Source organism: Micromonospora sp. NPDC048843, assembly GCF_040649965.1.
In the GTDB taxonomy this organism is placed as follows: Bacteria; Actinomycetota; Actinomycetes; order Mycobacteriales; family Micromonosporaceae; genus Micromonospora; species Micromonospora hortensis.
In genome coordinates, this window is sequence record NZ_JBEZGJ010000030.1 from 1 (window position 1) to 20,664 (window position 20,664).

General features: G+C 71.2%; 13 protein-coding genes. 6 read left to right on the forward strand and 7 right to left on the reverse strand.

Going from position 1 to position 20,664, the window contains the following annotated elements; all coding sequences use genetic code 11:
* Positions 1 to 137: 137 nt before the first annotated feature.
* Complete coding sequence (locus tag AB0C20_RS10225; protein ID WP_357188338.1) at positions 138 to 1,124, forward strand: 4-hydroxy-3-methylbut-2-enyl diphosphate reductase; 987 nt, start codon at positions 138 to 140, stop codon at positions 1,122 to 1,124.
* Positions 1,125 to 1,165: 41 nt separating this feature from the next.
* Positions 1,166 to 1,600, forward strand: coding sequence for a hypothetical protein (locus AB0C20_RS10230; protein ID WP_357188336.1), 435 nt, complete (start codon positions 1,166 to 1,168; stop codon positions 1,598 to 1,600).
* Positions 1,601 to 1,673: 73 nt separating this feature from the next.
* Here the strand turns inward: AB0C20_RS10230 and AB0C20_RS10235 are convergent, their stop codons facing one another.
* Both AB0C20_RS10235 and AB0C20_RS10240 read right to left on the reverse strand, forming a co-directional pair.
* Positions 1,674 to 4,970, reverse strand: coding sequence for a S8 family serine peptidase (locus AB0C20_RS10235; protein ID WP_357567749.1), 3,297 nt, complete (start codon positions 4,968 to 4,970; stop codon positions 1,674 to 1,676).
* A gap of 149 nt (positions 4,971 to 5,119) precedes the next feature.
* Positions 5,120 to 6,283, reverse strand: coding sequence for a DNA recombination protein RmuC (locus tag AB0C20_RS10240; RefSeq protein ID WP_357188333.1), 1,164 nt, complete (start codon positions 6,281 to 6,283; stop codon positions 5,120 to 5,122).
* A 54-nt stretch (positions 6,284 to 6,337) separates the two neighbouring features.
* Here AB0C20_RS10240 and AB0C20_RS10245 point away from each other — a divergent pair, with 54 nt between their 5' ends.
* Positions 6,338 to 7,156 (forward strand): hypothetical protein, encoded by an 819-nt coding sequence (locus AB0C20_RS10245; RefSeq protein ID WP_357188331.1) that lies wholly within the window; start codon positions 6,338 to 6,340, stop codon positions 7,154 to 7,156.
* Positions 7,157 to 7,224: 68 nt separating this feature from the next.
* On the opposite strand, the gene ppc is transcribed toward AB0C20_RS10245, so the two are convergent.
* The 3 genes from ppc to AB0C20_RS10260 all read right to left on the reverse strand — a co-directional run bounded on the left by ppc (position 7,225) and on the right by AB0C20_RS10260 (position 12,439).
* Entirely contained in the window at positions 7,225 to 10,011 is a 2,787-nt protein-coding gene (gene ppc / locus AB0C20_RS10250; RefSeq protein WP_357188329.1) for a phosphoenolpyruvate carboxylase, read from the reverse strand.
* Between the two features lie 129 nt (positions 10,012 to 10,140).
* The gene (locus AB0C20_RS10255) at positions 10,141 to 11,193 is read right to left on the reverse strand and encodes a hypothetical protein (protein WP_357188327.1); all 1,053 of its coding nucleotides are present in this window, start codon (positions 11,191 to 11,193) and stop codon (positions 10,141 to 10,143) included.
* Between the two features lie 73 nt (positions 11,194 to 11,266).
* Positions 11,267 to 12,439, reverse strand: a complete 1,173-nt coding sequence (locus AB0C20_RS10260) for a serine hydrolase domain-containing protein (RefSeq protein ID WP_357188325.1) — start codon at positions 12,437 to 12,439, stop codon at positions 11,267 to 11,269.
* Positions 12,440 to 12,646: 207 nt separating this feature from the next.
* On the opposite strand from AB0C20_RS10260, the gene AB0C20_RS10265 reads away from it, so the two are divergent.
* Both AB0C20_RS10265 and AB0C20_RS10270 read left to right on the forward strand, forming a co-directional pair.
* Positions 12,647 to 13,882: a sensor domain-containing protein gene (locus AB0C20_RS10265; RefSeq protein WP_357567750.1), complete on the forward strand. Its 1,236-nt coding sequence runs from the start codon at positions 12,647 to 12,649 to the stop codon at positions 13,880 to 13,882.
* Positions 13,883 to 13,887: 5 nt separating this feature from the next.
* Positions 13,888 to 14,538: a response regulator transcription factor gene (locus AB0C20_RS10270; RefSeq protein ID WP_357188505.1), complete on the forward strand. Its 651-nt coding sequence runs from the start codon at positions 13,888 to 13,890 to the stop codon at positions 14,536 to 14,538.
* 248 nt (positions 14,539 to 14,786) lie between these two features.
* On the opposite strand, the gene AB0C20_RS10275 is transcribed toward AB0C20_RS10270, so the two are convergent.
* Both AB0C20_RS10275 and AB0C20_RS10280 read right to left on the reverse strand, forming a co-directional pair.
* Positions 14,787 to 15,722: an AraC family transcriptional regulator gene (locus AB0C20_RS10275; RefSeq protein WP_357188322.1), complete on the reverse strand. Its 936-nt coding sequence runs from the start codon at positions 15,720 to 15,722 to the stop codon at positions 14,787 to 14,789.
* The gene (locus tag AB0C20_RS10280; protein ID WP_357188320.1) at positions 15,722 to 16,636 is read right to left on the reverse strand and encodes a cyclase family protein; all 915 of its coding nucleotides are present in this window, start codon (positions 16,634 to 16,636) and stop codon (positions 15,722 to 15,724) included. The genes AB0C20_RS10275 and AB0C20_RS10280 overlap by 1 nt, the downstream gene beginning before the upstream one ends.
* A gap of 289 nt (positions 16,637 to 16,925) precedes the next feature.
* Between AB0C20_RS10280 and mfd the strand changes: the two genes are divergently transcribed.
* Positions 16,926 to 20,558 carry a transcription-repair coupling factor gene (gene mfd / locus AB0C20_RS10285; RefSeq protein ID WP_357567751.1) on the forward strand — a complete coding sequence of 1,211 codons (3,633 nt, stop codon included), beginning with the start codon at positions 16,926 to 16,928 and terminating at the stop codon, positions 20,556 to 20,558.
* The last annotated feature ends 106 nt before the right edge of the window (positions 20,559 to 20,664 follow it).

Genomic DNA, 20,664 nt, shown 5'->3' on the forward strand with positions numbered 1-20,664 from the left:
AGAGGTTTGCGTCGGCGCTGGGCGCGTTTCTGACGCAAACCTCTTGATCACCCGGGGTTGGGGGTGGGGTTGGGGGTGGGGTTGGGGGTGGGTTGCGGCCCGGTGGCGGGTGGAGGGGTGGCACGTACGATGGGGTGGTGACTGAGGCTCAGGCGACTCACCGGACCGGCAAGCGCGTGCTCCTGGCCAAGCCCCGCGGCTACTGCGCGGGTGTCGACCGCGCGGTGCAGACCGTGGAGGAGGCGCTGAAGCTCTACGGCGCCCCGATCTACGTGCGCAAGCAGATCGTGCACAACAAGCACGTGGTGCAGACCCTGGAGGCCCAGGGCGCCATCTTCGTGGAGGAGAACGAGGAGGTGCCGGAGGGCGCCACAGTCGTCTTCTCCGCGCACGGTGTGGCGCCGGAGGTCCACGAGCAGGCCAAGGCGCGTTCGCTGAAGGCGATCGACGCGACCTGCCCGCTGGTCACCAAGGTGCACCACGAGGCACGGCGCTTCGCGGCCGAGGACTACGACATCCTGCTCATCGGCCACGAGGGGCACGAAGAGGTCGTCGGCACCGCCGGTGAGGCCCCCGCGCACATCCAACTGGTGGACGGTCCGGACGGCGCCGACAAGATCACCGTACGTGATCCGGAGAAGGTGGTCTGGCTCTCCCAGACCACGCTCTCTGTCGACGAGACGCTGGAGACGGTGGCCCGCCTCAAGCAGCGGCTGCCGCTGTTGCAGTCCCCGCCCAGCGACGACATCTGCTACGCCACCTCCAACCGGCAGCACGTGGTCAAGGAGATCGCCGCCGACTGTGACGTGGTGATCGTGGTCGGCTCGACGAACTCCTCCAACTCGGTGCGCCTGGTCGAGGTCGCCCTGGACGCCGGCGCCCGCGCTGGTCACCTGGTCGACTTCGCGCACGAGATCGACGACGCCTGGCTGGAGGGGGCCACCACGGTCGGCCTGACCTCGGGCGCGAGCGTCCCGGACGACCTGGTCCAGGAGGTGCTGGTCCACCTCGCCGCCCGCGGCTTCGCCGACGTCGAGGAGATCACCACCGCCAACGAGCGGCTCACGTTCTCGCTTCCGCAGGAGCTGAGGCGGGACATGAAGGCCGCGGCGGCGCGCGGCTGAAGCGCGGGAACGAACTCGGGTCGGCGTACGTCAGATTCGGCATGAGGACTCTTCGGCTCGCCGTCCCCGCGCTGGCCGTCTGCGTGGCGCTGAGCGCCTGCGGCGGCCAGGGTGTCGGGGGCGGCACACCCACAGCGACACCGACGGGAGCGCAGCCGGTGACCAGCCAGCCCACGCCCGACCCGACGCCCTCGCCAGAGACCGTCACCCGGTCCGTGCCGCCCGGGCTGAAAACTCCGAAACCGGGTGGCCCGAGCACTCCGCCGGGCGTCGGGGCCACCACACTGAGCGGCACCGTGCAGGGCGGTGTGGAGCCCGGCTGCGTACTGCTCGACGGTTACCTGCTGCTCGGCGGCCCGCGTGAGGTGCTGACGCCGGGCGCCCGGGTCGAGGTCACCGGTCGGGTGGAGCCCGGCATGATGACCACCTGCCAGCAGGGCACCCCGTTCGTCGTGACGGCCGCCCACCGGTCCTGACCCTTCGCCCCCCTCACGCGCGGAAGCCCGCCCCCGGACCTGGGGACGGGCTTCCGCTGGCGTTACGGACGGATCAGTTCACGGCACCGATGGACACGTTGCCGCGACCCACGATCGCACCCTCGCTGGTGACGATCGCCAGTTCACCGGAGAGCTGACGCCCGTCGGCCGGAACGGCCACCGCCGTCACAGTGCCGGTGATGGTGGCCGACTCGCCGTGCATCAGCGGCACCGCGACGGCCGGAGCGGTGATCGTGCCCAGCGACGCCGACGCGAACGCGTCGTAGTAGTCGTAGGCGGTGCTGGTGCCCGGCCCGTCAACACCGTACGGCTCCACCACGACGCGGTAGGTGCCGGCGGCCGGGTTCGTCAGCGTGACCGCCTCCTCCGAGTCGCCGTCCGCGGCCCGACCGACCTCGGTGGTACCCCGGTAGACGAACAGGTCCAGGTCGGCGCCCGCGTTGGCGGGGTTGCCGATCCGGGCGGTGAACGTCGACGTACCCGCCGGGATCTCGACTGTCCACTCCTGGTTGGGACCGCCCTCGGTGATGGTCGGACGCTCGGTCCGCACACCGGTCAGCGCGCCACTGCGGCCGCTGACCGAGACCGGACCGAAGGCGTTGGTGACCTCCCAGCTCACCGGGGTCGGCTCGCCGGCCTCGACACTGGGCAGCTCGACCAGGGCCGGCTCGACAGTCAGGCCCTGCACCCGCGCCTGGAGCTTGAACGGGTTGTTCAGCGCCGGGGACGTCCGCCGCGACTCCACCTCGATCTCCCAGACCCCGGGAAGCGGGTTCTGGTAGTCACGCTCCTGCGGCTTGCAGACGTTGACGTCGGAGAAGTTGGTGTAGCAGACGGTGCTGGTGGTGGCCTCCACCGGCACACCCAACGGGTTGATGGCGATGAACCGGGTCTGCGAACCCGTCGCGATCCCGGAGAGGTTCACCTGGAGGGCCTTGGCGCCCTCGGGCACCGTGACGAAGTACGACGTGAAGCCGTTGCGGTCGACCGAGCCCTCGTTGGTGTACGAGAAGTTGGGCTTCTTCACGTCGTTCGAGGCCACCACCACTGTGGACACCTCGAAGTCGACAACGTTGGTGGCCGGGTCGTCGATCCGCACGATCGCGCCGTGCGCGCCCTCGCTGGCCGGCTTGGCGGTGACGCTGATGGTGACGGCCTTGTTGAGCGGCAACGCGACGGTCTTCGGTGCCTTGAAGGTGCCGTCGTTGCCCTGGAGCGTGATGTTGTGCTTGATGGTGCCGGTCGGGCCGCTGGTGCGGGTGAGCTTGACCGGGTACGTCTTGCTCTGGCCGACCTTGTGGCCACCCTCGGACGAGGTGCAGCGGTTGTAGACGCCGGTGCCCCGACCCGGGTTCGGCACGAACTTCACACCGTTCCAGATGGTCAGCTGCTCGGCCAGAGGGCTGCAGACCGGCGCGTCGGAGACGTACGACCGGGTTTCGACGCCCTGGCGCAGCAACTGCCAGGCGCCCGGAACGTTGACCATGCCGTAGCCCTGCGCGTACGTCGGCACGTCAGCGATCGGCTTGGCGGAGGTGAACAGCGCCCGCCGCAACGCCGCCGGGCTGACGCCCCGGTCGGTGGCCTTGGCGGCCGACAGCAGCAACGCGCCGGCGCCGGCGGTCTGCGGAGACGCCATCGAGGTGCCGTTCAGCATCGCGTAGCCCGGGGGCAGCGCGTATCCGGCCTCGGGGACCGGGGCGCCGAGCTGCCAGGTCGGTGCGGTGGAGATGGCCGAGCCGGGGGCGGCGATGTTCGGCTTGAAGCCGCCGTCCTCGCGCGGGCCACGGGAGGAGAAGTTGAACAGGGCGTTCTTCTTCTTGACGACCGAGCCGTAGTTGGCCAGCCAGGTGTCCTTGCTGATGTTGGCGGCAACGCTGATCACGTTGCTGGCCACCGACGGGTCGCCGACGGTGTTGAGACCCGGGCCGGAGTTGCCGGCCGAGATGACCAACTGCACGCCGTACGTCTCGATCAGTTCGTTGTAGAGGTTGGTCCGCGCGTTGTTGCCGTCGTTCAGGCCGGGAAGGCCACCGATCGACATGTTGACGATGTCGACGCCACGGTTGGCCACCAGGTCGATCATGCCGGTGGTGAGGGCCGCCGCGCTGCAGCCGCCGCCCCAGGAGCAGGCGCGGGCGGAGACCAGCTTGGCACCTGGCGCGGCGCCGTCGAAGGCTCCGTTGCCGAGCATGTCGTTGGCGGCGGTGATGCCGGCGACGTGGGTGCCGTGGGTGCTCTCGACGATGCCGATGCTGACGTAGTCGTAGGTGCCCGGCAGCCCGATCGGCGTGGTGTTGACGTTCTTGCGGAACTCGACGACGAACGGCTGCCGTTCGGCGACCGGGGTCGCCGGGTTGTCGGTACCGAAGTAGCCGATGTCGTACTTTTCCTTGTACGGCCGCATGACCGGGTCGTCGGTGAAGTTGAGGTTCTGGTTGGCGTCAACCCGGATGTTGTTGGTGGCCGGGTCGAAGAGCACACCCCAGGTGTCGGTCGTGTCGCCGTCGCGGTTGACGTCACCCCGGGCGTCGCTCGCGGCGGTGACCGACTCGCTGAACAGGTTGAAGCGGTACGTGCCGGCCGGTGCCGTCCAGGTGCCGCCGGCGATGGTGAACGACGGGCCTGCGACCTCGGCCTGCATCCGCCGCCACGAGCCGTCCTCCAGCGGATCGGTGGCGGTGACCCAATCGACGATCTTGCGCTCGCCCGTGGTGGTCTGCTGCAACGCCGGGTGGGCGAGGTCCACACCGGAGTCCATGATGCCGATCGTGACGCCCCGGCCGTCCCACTCGGGGTGGGCCGCGGTGAACGCCACAGCGCCGGTCTCGTTCGTCGGCATGTAGGCGTTGTCGGCCGGGGTGGTCTCTCCCGGCGCCCCGACGGTGGCCTGCCGCGCGCCGGCGGTGCCGGTGGCGGTGCGCTCCGGGGCCGGGTCCGGCAGTTGGATGACCTCGTCCAGGTCGACGGCCGAGACGCCGGGCAGTCGCGCCGCCTTGAGGACACTGTCGGTCGGGACCTTGGCCAGCACGAAGCCGACCCGGTCCTGCCGCTGGCTGACAGTGCCGCCGAGCTTGGTGAGGCTGTCGGCGACGTCCCCCGCCTCACCCTTCTCGGTGGCGACGATCAACGTGACGGTCGTGGCCTTCTTGGCGCGGGCCTCGCTGAGCAGTTTGGCGTCGTGGGCGCCCAGCGTCTCGGCGGCGGTGGCCGGGGAAGCGTCCGGTGTGGTGGCGGGAGCGGCGGCCGCGGTGGCGGCACCACCCATGGTCGTCACGGCGCTCGCCGCCAGGACCGACGCGAAGAGCGCGGCTGAGGTGCGCCGGCTCAAATTTCGGAGTCTGCTCACGTTCTCTTTACCTCCAGAGAACAGGGCCCTTCAGAGAAGGGCGCTCGGGTGAGCAGAATCTTTCGCGGTATCGACAAGCACTGTCACTACTGGTCAGTCCCTTGTGACCAGTTCGTGATATGCAGGCATACGCACTGTCACATAAATGGCTAACGGGCCGAGACCTCGTCGTCGGCCGGATCGGCCAACTCGGGGGCCTGCGGCTGTCGGGGCGTCAACTCGACCTGCGCCGGGGTGGCCAACTCGTCGTCGGAGACGCCCAACTCGGCGAGCTTGCGGGCGCTGACCAGGACCCGGGCCTCCAGCGAGCCGACCGCCCTGTTGTAGGCGGTCACCGCACCGGCCAGCGAGGACCCGAGCTTGCCCACATGGTCGCCCAGGGTGGAGAGCCGGCCGTACAGCTCCCGGGCGAGGGTGTGCACGGCGAGCGCGTTGCGGGCCAGTGCCTCCTGCCGCCAGGAGTAGGCCACAGTGCGGAGCAGGGCGACCAGCGTGGCCGGCGTGGCGAGCACCACGTTGCGGGTGAAGGCGTGCTCCAGCAGCGTCGGGTCCCGCTGGAGCGCGACGTCGAGGAACGGGTCGGCCGGGACGAACAGCACCACGAACTCGGGTGAGTTGTCGAACGCCGACCAGTACGACTTGGCGGCCAGGGCGTCGACGTGCCCCCGCAGGTGCCGCGCGTGCGCGTCGAGGTGGGTGTCCCGGCCGCGCTCGTCGCGGGCCTCCATGGCTGTCAGGTACGCATCGAACGGAGCCTTGGCGTCCACCACCACCGAGCGACCACCGTGCAGACGGACCACCAGATCCGGTCGGACGACCTGCTGGTCGGTGGCGGCGGTGACCTGCTCGGAGAAGTCGCAGTGCTCCAACATGCCGGCAGCCTCGACGATCCGGCGCAACTGGTGCTCGCCCCAGCGGCCCCGCACCTGCGGTGCGCGCAGCGCCGCCACCAACTGCTTGGTCTCGGTGCGCAGCTCACCGGAGACTGCGGTCATCGAGCGGACCTGCTCACGCAGCTCGGCGTACGCGTCGACGCGGTCGTGCTCCAGCTCGGCCACCCGCTGCTCGTAGCGGCGCAGGGTGTCGTGCAGCGGCGCGACCGCCCGGGCCACCGCCTCCTGGGACTGTGCGGTGGCCTCGTAGCTCAACGCCCGCATGGACTGCTCCAGCCGACCCTCACCCTCCCGGGTGGCGGCCAGTGTGGCATCCAGGCGGGCGATGTCGGCCGCCGACCGGGACCGGGCCGCGAGCCAGCCCACCGCCCCGCCGGCACCGAGGCACACGATCACCAGGAGCAGTGTCGAGACGTCCATCACCGGAGCTTGCCAGACGGATACGACGTGCGACCCGGGGGTACGTTCGATGACATGGAACTTGTGCTCTGCCTCGCCGTTGTGCTGGTCGGCGCGCTGGGCGTCGCCGCGCTCGTCCGCGCTCAGGCCGGTGCCCGTCGGCGCACCGAGCTCGGCGACGCCCGCGCGGAGGCGCAGCGGTGGTACGAGCGTCTCGGCGGCCAGTTGATGAACCTGCAGGGCGACGACCCAGCGGTACGACAGGCGCTGGCCGACGCTGGTGAGCGGTACAACGCGGCGGGCTCCCAGCTGGAGCAGGCGTCCACGCCGCACCAGTTCGGGCTGGCCCGGGAGACCGCGCTGGAGGGTTTGGCGTACATCCGGGCGGCACGTACGGCGCTGGGCATCGATCCGGGCCCCGAGGTGCCGACACTGGCCGCCGCCCGCGGTGTGGGGCAGCTCACCAAGGAGCGCGAGGTCGATGTGCAGGGGCAGACCTTCCGGGCCGGGCCGCAGCCCGGCCGGGAAACGCCCTACTACTACCCCGGTGGGCGTTATCAGGGTCGACCGGTGCCCGCCGGCTGGTATTCGACGCCCTGGTGGAAGACGGCGTTGGGTGCCGGTGCTGGTGTGCTCGGCGGCATCCTGATCGCCGACGCGCTCTTCTCGCCCGCCTTCGCCGACCCGGGGTACGGCTACGACGCCGGTTACCAGGAGGGCTTCGGTGACGGTGTCGACCAGGGCGGCGACGGCGGCGACCAGGGCGGCGACTTCGGCGGTGGCGACCAGGGTGGGGACGTCGGTGGTGGCGACTACGCCGGTGGGGACTTCGGCGGTGGTGGCTTCGGCGGCGGCGACTTCGGCGGCGGCGATTTCGGGGGCGGCGACTTCTGACCGTCGTTCATTCCTACGGGAACGGGCCCCGGTCGCAGCGACCGGGGCCCGTTTTTCGTACCAGTCGATCAGCCGGTGTTGCGCATCCCGGCGGCGATGCCGTTCACAGTCGTGAGCAGCGCCCTTTCCAGGGCGGTGCCGTCGCTCGGTGCGCGTCGGCCGCCCGGTGCGGTGGCTATCGCTCGCCCGGCGGCCCCCGACTCCCGGTACTGCCGCAGCAGCGCCACCTGGAGATGGTGCAGCGGCTCCAGGTAGGTGTCGCGGACGGCCAGCGTCCGCTGGAGCACCGGCGAGTTCTCCAGCAGGGCCGGTGAGGCGGTCACCGCCAGCACCTCCCGCTTGGTCAGCTCGTACTCCTGCTCGATCTGCTCGAAGATCGGGTGCAGCTTCTTCGGCACCAGCGTCTCGACGTACCGGCGGGCGATGCTCAGGTCGGTCTTGGTCAACATCATCTCGACGTTCGACAGGAACGTGCGGAAGAAGTGCCAGTTGCGGTGCATCTCGGCCAGGACGTCGGCGAGACCGGCCTCGCGGGCGGCGGCCAGCCCGGAGCCGACGCCGAACCAGCCCGGCACGATCTGCCGGGTCTGCGTCCAGCCGAACACCCACGGGATGGCCCGCAGCCCGGAGAGCCCGGCGCCGGTGTTCGGGCGCTTCGCCGGCCGGGAGCCGATGTTCAGCGCGCCGAGCAGCTCGGTGGGGGTGGACGCCCAGAAGTACGCGGGCAGGTCCGGGTCCTCGACGAGCGAACGGTAGGACCGGAACGCCGACTCGGAGACCACGTCCATCGTCGCGTCCCAGCGCTCCAACATCTCGGCCGGCTGCCGGGGCGCGGTGTGCAGCAGGGTCGCCTGGAGCACCGCGGCGAGGGTGAGCTCCAGGTTCTCCCGGGCCAGCGAGGGCAGGGTGTACTTGTCGGAGATCACCTCGCCCTGCTCGGTCACCTTGATCGCGCCGTCCATGGTGCCGTACGGCTGCGCCAGGATCGCCTCGTGCGTCGGCCCGCCACCGCGCCCGACAGTGCCGCCCCGACCGTGGAAGAGCCGCAGGTGCACACCGTGCCGGGCGGCCACGTCGCGCAGCGCGCGCTGCGCCCGGTGGATCGACCACTGGCTGGTGGTGATTCCTGCTTCCTTGTTCGAGTCGGAGTAGCCGAGCATGACCTCCTGCACGTCACCCCGGGCCGTCACCAGCGCCCGGTACGCGGGCAGCGACAGCAGCTCGTCGAGGAGTTCGCCGCCGGAGTTCAGCTCGGCCGGGGTCTCCAGGAGCGGCACGAACCCGACCCGGGCCCGCCCGCTGTGCACGTCCACCAGGCCGGCCTCGCGGGCCAGCACCACGGCGGCCAGCACGTCGTCGACACCCAGGGTCATCGAGATGATGTACGACTCGATCACCTCGGCGCCGAACCGGTCCTGCGCCTCCCGGATGGTGCTGAACACGTCGAACGTCTTGCGGGTCGGCTCGGACAGCGAGGTGTCCGCTGTCGACAGCGGACGGCGACCGGTCAGCTCGTCGGCGAGCAGCTTGGTGCGTTCCAGCCGGGTCAGCGCGGGGTAGTCGGAGACCTCGCCGACCGCCTCGTAGAGCTGCGCGAGCACCGCGTGGTGCGCCTCGGCGTGCTCCCGGACGTCCATGGTGGCCAGGTGCAGGCCGAACGCGGAGACCGTACGGATGGTGGAGGCCAGCCGGCCGACCGCGGTGAGCTGCCCGGAGTTGCGGGCCAGCGAGGCGCGCAGCAGGTCCAGGTCGGCGATCAGCTCGGCGGAGCCCCGGTAGTCCCGGCCCGGTACGTGCGCGGTGCCCTGGCGCAACCTCAGCCGGGTGTTGGCGAGCTTCGCCTTCACGCAGCGCGCCTTGAGCCGGTACGGCTCCTCCGCGTTGACCCGGCGGAAGCGCTGTGCCACCTCGGGCAGCGCGTCAAGGTCGGCGGCGAGGCTGGCGGAGAGGTCCAGGGACACCCCACGCAGCCGGCGCGACACCGAGACCTCGTTGATCAGGTGGTCCATCGCCTTCTCGGTGGCCGCGATGCCGTGCTCGTGCTGGATGGTCAGCACCTCGCGGGTGACCGCCGGGGTGACGAACGGGTTGCCGTCGCGGTCGCCGCCGATCCAGGTGCCGAAGCTCAGCGGCCGGGCCGTCGGTGAGGTCTCCACACCGAGCGTGCGCAACGTGTCGGCCAGGTCGTCGAGCACCTGCGGGGCGGCCTCGGCGTACAGGTCGCGCAGGTAGTAGATGGCGTTGCGGGCCTCGTCGGTCGGGTCCGGCCGGTCGAGCCGCAGCTCGTCGGTCTGCCACATCAGGTCCAACAACTCGGCCAGCCGGCGGTTGGCCGGGCCCTCGTCGCTGGCGCCGTAGAGGATCGCGTTGGCGGTCTCGGTGTCCAACTCGTCGGCGATCGCCCGAAGCTTGGACAGGATCGAGCGCCGGGCTGCCTCGGTCGGGTGCGCGGTGAAGACCGGTCGCACCGCCAGCCGGCGCGCCGCGTTGGCGATCTCCTCGGCCGGCACCCCGCGCTCGGCGATCATCTTGGCGGCCTGGTCCAGCCAGCCGCCCTGCACCGCGCGGCGGCGGCGCAGGTCCCGCGCACGGTGCACCTGCTCGGTGATGTTGGCCAGGTGGAAGTAGGTGGAGAAGGCGCGAGCCAACTTGGTGCCGGTGGTCACGTCGAGCCCGCCGAGGCGCTGGGCGGCAGCGGGGGCGTCGGAGCGAACCTGGGCGCGGATCTCCTCGACGAGGTCGAGCAGCGGGCGACCCTCCTGGCGGGCCAGGGTCTGGCCGAGCAGGGTGCCGAGTCGGCGAATGTCGGCGCGCAGTGCGGCGTCCGGGCCGTCATGGTCGTGCTGGTCGGTCACGATGCGCTCCCTTACGTGGATACGAAGGACAGCGCTGTCCGACTTACTGGATGGTATCCGCGCGCAGAGGATGTCTGGAGGGCCCCCTGGTGATCCACTGCCCTCGGGAGGCTGTTTTCCGGGGTGATCTCAACCACCGTCGCGGTCCGGCGAGGGGCCGGAGCGGGTCGTTCCAGAGCCGGAGGAGGCGGCCCGGCGACCCCGGACCAGGCTCGCGCTGACCAGTCCGAGCCCGCCGAGCACCGTCCAGATTCCGAGGGCGGAAGCCGGCCAGCCGGCCGATCGCCAGTCGAAGTACACGGCGGCCTTGGTCAGGTCGTTGGCGAGCCCGGGGATGTTCCAGCGGTGCATACCGCGCAGCACCCCGGGCAGGAACTCGGGCGCGTAGATGCCGCCGGAGCCCGGGTTGCCGAGCACCACCAGCAGCAGGATGACCAGCGCGGTGCCCGCGACGCCGAGCCAGCCCTGAATGGCGCTGGCGAACATGGCGGCGGCGAAGACGGCGAGCGCGCCGATGGCGGCGATCGTCGGCACGTCGTGGTGCCAGATGTCCAGGACGGGTCCGACCACGACCGCGCCGGCGATGCCGAGCAGCACGCTGTACACCGCCAGGGAGGCGATGCGCAGTCCGGCCCGGCGCGCCGTACGCGGGGTGGTGCCGGCGGATATCCCCAGCACTGTCGAGGCGAGGTAGCCGCCGAGCACGTACCCGACGTTCAGGTAGAAGGGCACCACCCCGCGCGGGTCGGCCGAGGGGACCGGCACCTTGTCGACGATCTGTAGCGGGGTGCCGGTGCGGCTGGTGGCGGTGCCGAGGACCTCCTTGATCGCGCTGGTGGCGGAGGGGCCGGAGGCGCTCGCCACGGTGAGGAGCAGACCGTTGTCGGGTCCGGTGCTGAGCACGGCGTACACCGCTCGGCTGAGCAGCCCGTGCTCGGCGGCGCTCGGGTCGTCGTACTCGATGGGTTTGAGGATTGTGGTCTGGCCGCGCACGGCGTCGAGCGTCGTCCGGGCGCGTTGGTCGCCGGAGGCGACGCCGATCGGCAGGTCGCGGGGTGTGGGCTGGTGCAACGCGCCGACGTAGGCCGCGATGAACGCCGTGGCCAGCACGAGAGTGCCGATGAGCAGTCCGATGCTGCGAGGCGCCCAGTCGCGGGCCGTGCCCTGCGATTCTTTGTCCACTTTATTAGCTTATGGTCCGTTTTGGGGACCGCAGGGCGGAACCGATTGGCCGTCGCCCTGCGGTCCGCCGGACTCAGCGCACGTCGTCGGCGCAGAGAACCGACTGCAGGGCGGCCAGCGCACCCCCGCTCGCCGGCACCGGAACCTGCCCCCGGACGTCCCGGTCGATGTCGTAGACGTTGCCGGCGAGGACGAGCTGCCGGGAGTCGTCCGGGCTGGTCACCGCGATGCTGGTGAAGCCCGGCCCGCCGCCGTCGGTCATCCACACCGGCGTGGGGCCGGTCGGGCACGGCACAGTCATCCGCTGCACGCCCAGGCCGTACCCGTACCCGGCCGGCGAGTCGTCCATCGGCACCACGGTCTCCAACTCCCGCTGCTGAGCCGGCGCGAGCAGCCGCCCGCCGAACAGCGCCCGATGAAACCGCGCCAGGTCAGCCGTCGTCGAGATCATCGCCCCGGCGGTCCAGTCGTACGACGGGCTGAACGTGGTCACATCCCGGCCGGTCAGGTCGTAGCCGTGCAGGTGCCGGCCATGGATCTCCGGGTCGATGACCGGGAAAGAGGTCTGACTCAGGCCAAGCGGCCCGATGATCCTCCGCCGTACCTCGTTCGCCGCGCCCCGGCCGGTGACCGCCTCGATCACCAGGCCAGCCAGCAGATAGTTGGTGTTCGAGTAGCCCCACGAGGTGCCGGGGGCGAAGTCCGGCCGGTGTGCCATCGCCGCGGCGATCACCGTGCGGGGCGGGATCACCCGATCCCAGTCGTGCTCGTCGAGGTAGGGGGCCCAGAAGCTCCGTTGCCCGGTCGGGTCCCAGATGCCGCTGGTGTGGTTGAGCAACTGCCGGACCGTGATCGTCGAACCGTCGTTGCCGTTACCCCGGACGACCCCCGGCAGCCAGCGCTCGACCGGGTCGTCGAGGGTCAGCCGGCCCTCACCCACCAGTTGCAGCAGCACCGTCGACACGAAGGCCTTGGTGTTGCTGGCGATCCGAAACCGGTCGTCCGGTCGGGCCCGAGCCCCGGTATTCCGATCGGCGACTCCCGCCGCCACCTGCCACCGTCGGTCGTCCACCCGGCCGTAGGCCACCGCGGCGGGGAAGCCGTCCGCGACCAGTTGATCGAGCGCGGCGGCCAGCGCGCGGCGTTCCGGCCCGGAATGCTCGGCACGTGCTGGCAGGGCTGGGACGGCGAGGGTGGCGACCAACGTGCCGGCCGACACCAGCACGGCCCAGAGCAGACGCGACATGATTGCTCCAATCGACGAAACTGTTGTTCCCGTCGACCCTGCCGGCGGGCGGGGCGCAGCGACATGCGGCTCTCCCGCCGATCCGGTGGGGTTAACCCGACGGATCGCGGCGGGTCTCCCGGCTGGGCGGACGGCCCGCACCCGGGCATGCTGAGCCGGAACACTCGCTGCCGGGACGGTGTCGTCCGGCACGGTCGGGAGGATCAGGTGACGAGTCTCCGGCAGCTCCGCAACCAGGTCGGCTACGTGCTGGCCAGCCTGCCGCTGGCGGTCGTCGGCTTCGCGTACGCCCTCCTCACGGTGGTTGTCGGCGGCACGCTCGCGCTGACGCTGCTCGGCCTGCCGCTGCTGTCCTCCGGCGTCCTCGGCGCGCGCGGTTGGGGCTGGCTGCACCGCGTGTTGGCCCGGGCCACGCTGGGGCTGCGGGTCGCGGGCCCCCGTCCGGTCCGACGACGACCCGGTCCAGTGGGGTACGTGCGCAGCGGCCTCGGTGACGCCACGGGTTGGCGGGCACTGGCGTACCTGATCGTGAAGCTGCCGGTGACAGTGGTCGCGACGGCGGTGATCGCGGCCTTCCTCTGCTACCCGTTGTTCCTGCTCAGCCATCCGCTCTGGTGGTCGCACCGGGTCGCCCTGCAACTCGGGGACTTCTTCTTCGACACCTGGCCGAAGTCGTTCCTGCTGGCGGCGATCGGTGCCGGGATGCTTCTCGTCGGCCGTGGGCTGCTGAGTCTGATCCTGCTCCTGGACGGGCTGCTGATCCGTGGCCTGCTCGGCCCGACCAGCCTCGACGAGCGGGTCGACGACCTCGAAGAGGCCCGTGCGCTGGCCGTGGACGACGCCGCCGCGCTGCTGCGCCGCATCGAGCGCGACCTGCACGACGGCACCCAGGCACAACTGGTCGCCCTGGCCATGAAACTCGGTCTGGCCAAGGAGAAGCTCTCCGTTGACGCTGCGCCGGAGGCCAGGGCGCTCGTGGAGACCGCCCACCGGGACGCGAAAATCGCAATCACCGACCTTCGTGACCTGACCCGGGGCATCCATCCACCGATGCTCGACAACGGTCTGGAGGCGGCGCTGGGCACCCTCGTGGCGCGGGGCGCCGTACCCGTCCAGTTGCGGGTCGAGGTGCGCGACCGGCCATCACCAGCCGTCGAGACGATCGTCTACTACTGCGTCGCCGAGCTGCTCACCAACGTCGCGAAACACGCCACGGCCCGGGGGGCCACCGTCGAGGTACGTCAACACGACGGTCTGCTGCGGGTGCAGGTCGGAGACGACGGCGGCGGCGGTGCCACGCTCGGTTCGACGACTCACGCGCTGCCCGGCGGCGGGCTGGCCGGGCTGCGCGACCGGGCCCGTACCGTGGACGGCACGATGCGGATCGACAGCCCACACGGCGGGCCGACGCTTGTCACCCTGGAACTCCCGGTGCGGATATGACCGGCCTGCGCGTGGTCATCGCCGAGGACTCCGGGATCCTTCGCGACGGGCTCAGCTACCTGCTCGTCGATCGAGGGCACCAGGTGCTCGCCGCGGTGGGCGACCCGGAGGCGCTGCGGGCCGCCGTGCACGAGCACCGGCCCGACGTCGCGGTGATCGACATCCGGATGCCGCCGACGTACACCGACGAAGGGCTGCGGGCCGCGCTCGCCGTACGCGCCGCCCATCCCGGTACGCCGGTGCTGCTCTTCTCCCAGTACGTGGAGACCCGGTACGCGGCGCAGTTGCTCGCCGGCGGGGCCGGAGGCGTCGGTTACCTGCTGAAGGACCGGGTGGCCGAGGTCGGCGAGTTCGTCGACGCGCTCACCCGCGTCGCCGGCGGCGCGACCGTGCTCGATCCGGAGGTGGTGACGCAGCTGCTCGGCGCGGCCCGGGGCCCCGGGGAGCTGGCCGGCCTCTCCGAGCGGGAACGGACCGTGCTGGCCCTGATGGCCGAGGGGCGCTCGAACGCGGCGATCGCGTCGACGCTGTTCCTCAGCGTGGGGGCGGTGGAGAAGCACATCACCAGCATCTTCGGCAAGCTCGGTCTGCCGCCCACCGAGACCGACCACCGTCGGGTCCTCGCGGTGTTGCGTTACCTCCAGTCCGGGAGCTGACGCGTCGCTGTCGACCGAGGCTGCTCGGATCCACGCGGGACCGGGCCGGTTTGAGCAATTTTCTTCAAGACTGCGGAACGCGGCGACCCGACGATGGTTCATGTCGATCCGGACGCCGCCGACGAGGACGGGCAGCGGAGCGGGGTACGCGGACCTTTTCGGGGAGGCCCGATGCCCCGGCCGAGCCCGCAGGCGGCCCGAGCCGGGGGAGGCCGCACGGTCAAGCAGACGCGCGTCCTCCCCCAGGGTCACTCCACGTGCGGTGACGCCGATCCGATCGGGCCTTCGTCGACCGGGGTGAGCAGCCGGCGCAGCCGGGCCGGCGGGTGGCCCACCTGCTCCCGGACCACCCGGGTCAGGTGCGCCTGGTCGGCGAAGCCGTAGTCGCTGGCGAGCGCACCGAGCGGACGGCCGCCGGGCTCGGCGAGGGTGTCCAGCACCTCCCGTACCCGTAGCCGGTTCCGGTAGGCGGTCAGGCTGCTGCCGGTCATCCGCTGGAACACCCGACTGAGATGGTGCGGGGAGCTGCCGACCTCGCGGGCGACCTCGTCCAATCCGAGGGTGAAGCTGGAGTTCGCCAGCACCTCCCGAGCGCGGTCGGCCAGCCGGCGGTGCGCTGCCAGCGTCGCCGGTCGCCGACGTACGGCCCGATCGATCTCGCCGCCCACGTCGTCGGTGCTGAGAGGGCTCTGGTGCAGCAGGCGAGCCAGGAAGCGGTGCAGCCGCTCGGCCATCTCGAACCCGTCCAGCCCGCGCCGGAAGTCGGCCACCAGTAGTCGGTGCGCCAGGTCCAGTGCGGCGTCCGAGGTCCCGGACCAACCGCCCCGGTCCACCCAGCTCGCCGCGTCCGTCCGGTCCGCCAGCACGGTCGGATCGATCTCGATGCAGGTGTACGAGTCGCCACAGCCGAACGGGTGCGCCACGGCCATCTCGTCGCCGGGGCGGGTGAGCAGCACGGACGTGGCATCGGAAAGCTCGACCACGCCGTTGAGCCGACGGCGGTACACGCCGGACCGCCCCAAGATGACCTTGTGGCGGTCCTCGGCGACGGACTCCGTCCAGCCGTGGTTCTCCACGATGCACCGCACCTGGTAAATCAGCATCCGGTCCGGGTGCCCCAACACCCGCCACTGGGCGGGCGTGGTGCGGCGACGCGGATCACTGCCAGTTCCCTCGGCGGGCATCAGGGGTTGACGGTGGCGAAGGCGCGAACCGGAAAGGTGCCCATGCCGGCCACCATCGGCGGGGCCGCGGTGAACCGGAACCCGTTCGGCGGCAACGTGTCCAGGCCGGTCAGGTGCTCGACGATCGGGATGCCGGCGGCGAGCAGCGCGCTGTGCGCGGGGCGTACGCCGTCGGCCGCCGGGCTCATGTCGTCGATGTTGATCGAGTCGATGCCGACCAGGGCCGCCCCCGCGTCGACAAGCGCCTGGGCGGCGTCCCCGGTCAGGTACGGCGCTTCCGGCGCGCTGTACCGCTCGGTGCCGAAGTGCGTGTCCCACCCGGTGTGCAGCAACACCGCCCGCCCGGCCACCTCGTACGGGGCCAGCATCAGCCGGTCCACCGCGCGGACGCCGGCCGGCACCCGGACCACCACCCCCGGTAGGTCGGCGAGCCGGTCCAGCGACACTCCGGTCAGGTCGTCCCGCCCGGCCCACCGGTGGGCGGGCGTGTCCAGGTACGTGCCGGTGTTGGCGATCATGTCGATTCGGGCCACGTGGAACTCGGTGCCCGGGGCGTACCGCTCACGGGATGCCGCGAAGGTCAGCCAGTCGGTGATCCGGGGCCCCGGCCAACCCGGCAGGGTTGTCATCCCGTCGCTGATCACGTGGCTCAGCTCGACCAGCCGACGACCGGCGCCGGACTCGTCGACCGCGACACCCCGGCCGCCCTTGTGCGGCTCCTCGATGATCGTCTTGGCGCTGATCCGTACGTCGGCGACCATCAGTAGCCCGAGATGCCGGACGAACAACGCCGCCAGGTCGTCGTCGGTGATCTCCCGACCGGGGATGTCCAGCCGGAACCCCTCGGTACGCAGCCCGCCGCCGTTGGCGAAGCTCACCTCCGCGTCGAACTGTGCCCTCCACTGCTCACCCATACCGAAACCCGACCACGCCTACCGACGCCGGTCAAGATCCCCTGGCGGCGGCCGGGCTCGATCCCAAGATCGCGCAACATCCAGGATGTAGTGGCCTCGCTGCGTCGATGAGGCCACTACATCCTGGATCGAGCACGATCTCGCCGGGACAAGGGGTGACGCGCGCGGCGCGGACCTGGGCGGAAGGGGGTGACTGTCGGTCGACGGGGCTAGGCTTGTTGTCGTGCCCCCCCGTCCCGCTGGACGAGGGGCCGCCGTCGTGTGCGTCGACTCCCCGGGAAGGATTCCCTTGCTCACCGGTCTGTTCACCGCCGCCCTGGCCGACCCCGGGCTGACCCGGGCGCGTGACCTGGCGCGCTCCGGTGCCGCCCAGGTCGACGGCCTCGACATCACCGCCCCGGCGGCGCTGCGCCCGTTCGCCGTCGCGGCGGTCGCCGCTGACAACGACGGCGCCGGGCGACCGGTGCTGGCGGTGACCGCCACCACCCGCGAGGCCGACGACCTGGCCTCCGCGCTGGGCGGGTTGCTGCCGGCCGAGCAGGTGGTGGTCTTCCCCTCCTGGGAGACGCTGCCGCACGAGCGGCTGTCCCCCCGCTCCGACACGGTCGGCCGACGGCTGGCCGTGCTGCGCCGGCTGGCGCACCCGGAGGCGACCGACGCGCACGGCGGCACCGGGCCACTGCGAGTGGTGGTGGCCCCGGTCCGCTCGCTGCTCCAACCGCAGCTCAAAGGGCTCGGTGATCTGGAGCCGGTGCAGCTCGCCGCCGGCGAGGAGGCGGACCTGGAAGAGGTCGCCCGCCGGCTGATCGACATGGCGTACGCCCGGGTCGACCTGGTCACCAAGCGCGGCGAGTTCGCGGTGCGCGGCGGCATCCTGGACGTCTTCCCGCCCACCGACGAGCACCCGTCGCGGGTCGAGTTCTGGGGCGACGAGGTGGAGGAGATCCGCACCTTCGCCGTCGCCGACCAGCGGACCATCGAGCAGGTTCCGCTGCTCTGGGCGCCGCCCTGTCGCGAGCTGCTGCTCACCCCGGCGGTCCGCGACCGGGCCGCCGCGCTCGCCGAGCAGCACCCCGAGCTGGCCGAGATCCTCGACAAGCTGGCCGAGGGCATCCCGGTGGAGGGGATGGAGTCGCTGGCCCCGGTGCTGGTCGGCCCCGACTCACTGGAGTTGCTGCTGGACGCCATGCCCGCCGGCACCCACGTCCTGCTCTGCGACCCGGAGCGGATCCGCACGCGGGCGCACGACCTGGTGCGTACGTCGGAGGAGTTCTTGCAGGCCAGCTGGGCCGCCGCCGCGGTCGGCGGCCAGGCCCCGGTGGACGTCGGCGCTGCCGCCTTCCGCACCCTCGGCGAGGTACGCGCCGCCGCCGGCAAGCTCGGCCAGCCGTGGTGGACGCTGTCCCCGTTCGGGTTGGTCGAGGGGGAGACGGCCGAGGCGCGGCAGCCCTGGGAGGACGCGCCCGAGCAGGCCGCGGTGACCCCGGACGACGCCATCGCGGTGACCCTGTCCGCCCAACCGGCGCCGCTCTATCACGGCGAGACCTCGCGGGTAGTCGAGGACCTCAAGCGCTGGGCCGGTGAGGGCTGGTCGATCGCGCTGGTCTTCGAGGGGCACGGCCCCGCCCAGCGGGCTGTGGAGGTGCTGCGCGACGCCGGCCTGGGTGCCCGGTTGACCGAGGAGGTGCCGACCGCGCCCGTCCCCGGCGAGCTGGTGGTCACCTGTGGTGCGCTGAGCAGTGGGTTCGTCGACGAGGCGTCCCGCTTCGTGCTGCTCACCGGCAATGACGTGACAGGCGGTCGGGGCACCTCGACGCGGGACATGCGCAAGATGCCGAGCCGGCGGCGCAACACCATCGACCCGCTGGAGTTGAAGACCGGTGACCACGTGGTGCACGAGCAGCACGGCATCGGACGTTACGTCGAGCTGGTGCAGCGCACCGTCAACGGCGCCAGCCGGGAATACCTCGTCATCGAGTACGCGGCCAGCAAGCGGGGCCAGCCCGGCGACCGGTTGTTCGTTCCGACCGACCAGCTCGACCAGCTCTCCCGCTACGTGGGCGGCGAGCAGCCGACCCTGCACAAGATGGGCGGCTCGGACTGGCAGAAGTCCAAGGCTCGAGCCCGCAAGGCGGTCCGGGAGATCGCCGCGCAGCTCATCCAGCTCTACGCCGCCCGCAAGGCGTCCAAGGGCCACTCGTTCGGCCCGGACACCCCGTGGCAGCGCGAGCTGGAGGACGCCTTCCCCTGGCAGGAGACGCCGGACCAGCTCGCCGCGATCGACGAGGTCAAGCGGGACATGGAGCAGACCGTCCCGATGGACCGGCTGATCTGCGGTGATGTCGGCTACGGCAAGACCGAGATCGCGGTCCGGGCGGCGTTCAAGGCGGTGCAGGACGGTAAGCAGGTGGCGGTGCTGGTGCCGACCACCCTGCTGGTTCAGCAGCACTACAACACGTTCGCCGAGCGGATGAGCCAGTTCCCGGTCCAGATCCGGCAGCTGTCCCGGTTCCAGACGGCCAAGGAGACCGAGCGGACGCTGGAGATGGTTGCCGATGGCACCGTCGACATCGTCATCGGTACGCACCGGCTGTTGCAGACGGCGACCCGCTTCAAGCAGCTGGGTCTGGTGATCGTCGACGAGGAGCAGCGCTTCGGTGTCGAGCACAAGGAGCACCTGAAGACGCTGCGCGCGTCGGTCGACGTGCTCAGCATGTCGGCCACCCCGATTCCGCGCACACTGGAGATGGCGATCACCGGCATCCGGGAGATGTCCACCATCGCCACCCCGCCGGAGGAACGGCACCCGGTGCTCACCTTCGTCGGCGCGCAGGACGACCGGCAGGTGGCCGCGTCCATCCACCGTGAGCTGCTCCGCGACGGGCAGGTCTTCTACCTGCACAACCGGGTCGAGTCGATCGACCGGGCGGCGCGGCGGCTGCGGGAGCTGGTGCCGGAGGCGCGGGTCGCTGTGGCGCACGGCCAGATGGGCGAGGACGCCCTGGAGAAGGTCATGGTCGGCTTCTGGGAAAAGGAGTTCGACGTCCTGGTCTGCACCACGATCGTCGAGTCGGGCATCGACATCCCGAACGCCAACACGCTGATCGTGGAGCGGGCCGACCTGCTCGGCCTGGCCCAGCTGCACCAGATCCGGGGCCGGGTCGGCCGGGGCCGGGAGCGGGCGTACGCCTACTTCCTCTACCCGCCGGAGAAGCCGCTCACCGAGCACGCCCACGAGCGGTTGGCGACAATCGCCCAGCACACCGAGTTGGGCGCCGGCATGTATGTGGCGATGAAGGACCTGGAGATCCGGGGCGCCGGCAACCTGCTCGGTGGCGAGCAGTCCGGGCACATCGAGGGCGTCGGCTTCGACCTGTACGTGCGGATGGTCGGCGAGGCGGTCTCCGCGTTCAAGGGTGAGCGGCCGGAGGAGGAGACCGACGTCAAGATCGACCTGCCGGTCGACGCGCACCTGCCACACGACTACGTGAGCGTGGAGCGGCTGCGCCTGGAGATGTACCGCAAGCTCGCCGAGGCGCGCGACGAGGAGCGGCTGGGCGAGGTGATCGCCGAGATGACCGACCGGTACGGCGAGCCGCCGGCCCCGGTGCAGAACCTGGTGGAGGTGGCCCGTTTCCGTCTGCTGGCCCGCCGCTACGGCCTGAGCGACGTGTCCGTGCAGGGCAAGCATGTTCGGTTCGGCCCGCTGCCCCTACCGGACTCGAAGCAGATGCGGCTCAAGCGCTACCACCCGGATGCCGTCTACAAGCAGGCCACCGACCAGGTCAGCGTCCCCCGACCGAGCACCCGTCGGATCGGTGGCGAGCCGCTGCGTGACCAGGCGCTGCTCCAGTGGTGCGCGCAACTGCTCTCCGATGTGCTCGGTGCTCCAGCCCCACTGACCGTCGCCGCGAGCGCCTGAGCCGGCGGCGTGCTCTCGACCAGGGACGGGTCGCGCGTCGACGCCGTCCCTGGTCGTGGGTTGGGCGAAGGTGGGGGGTGTCACAACCCCGGGTGACGGCGTGAGA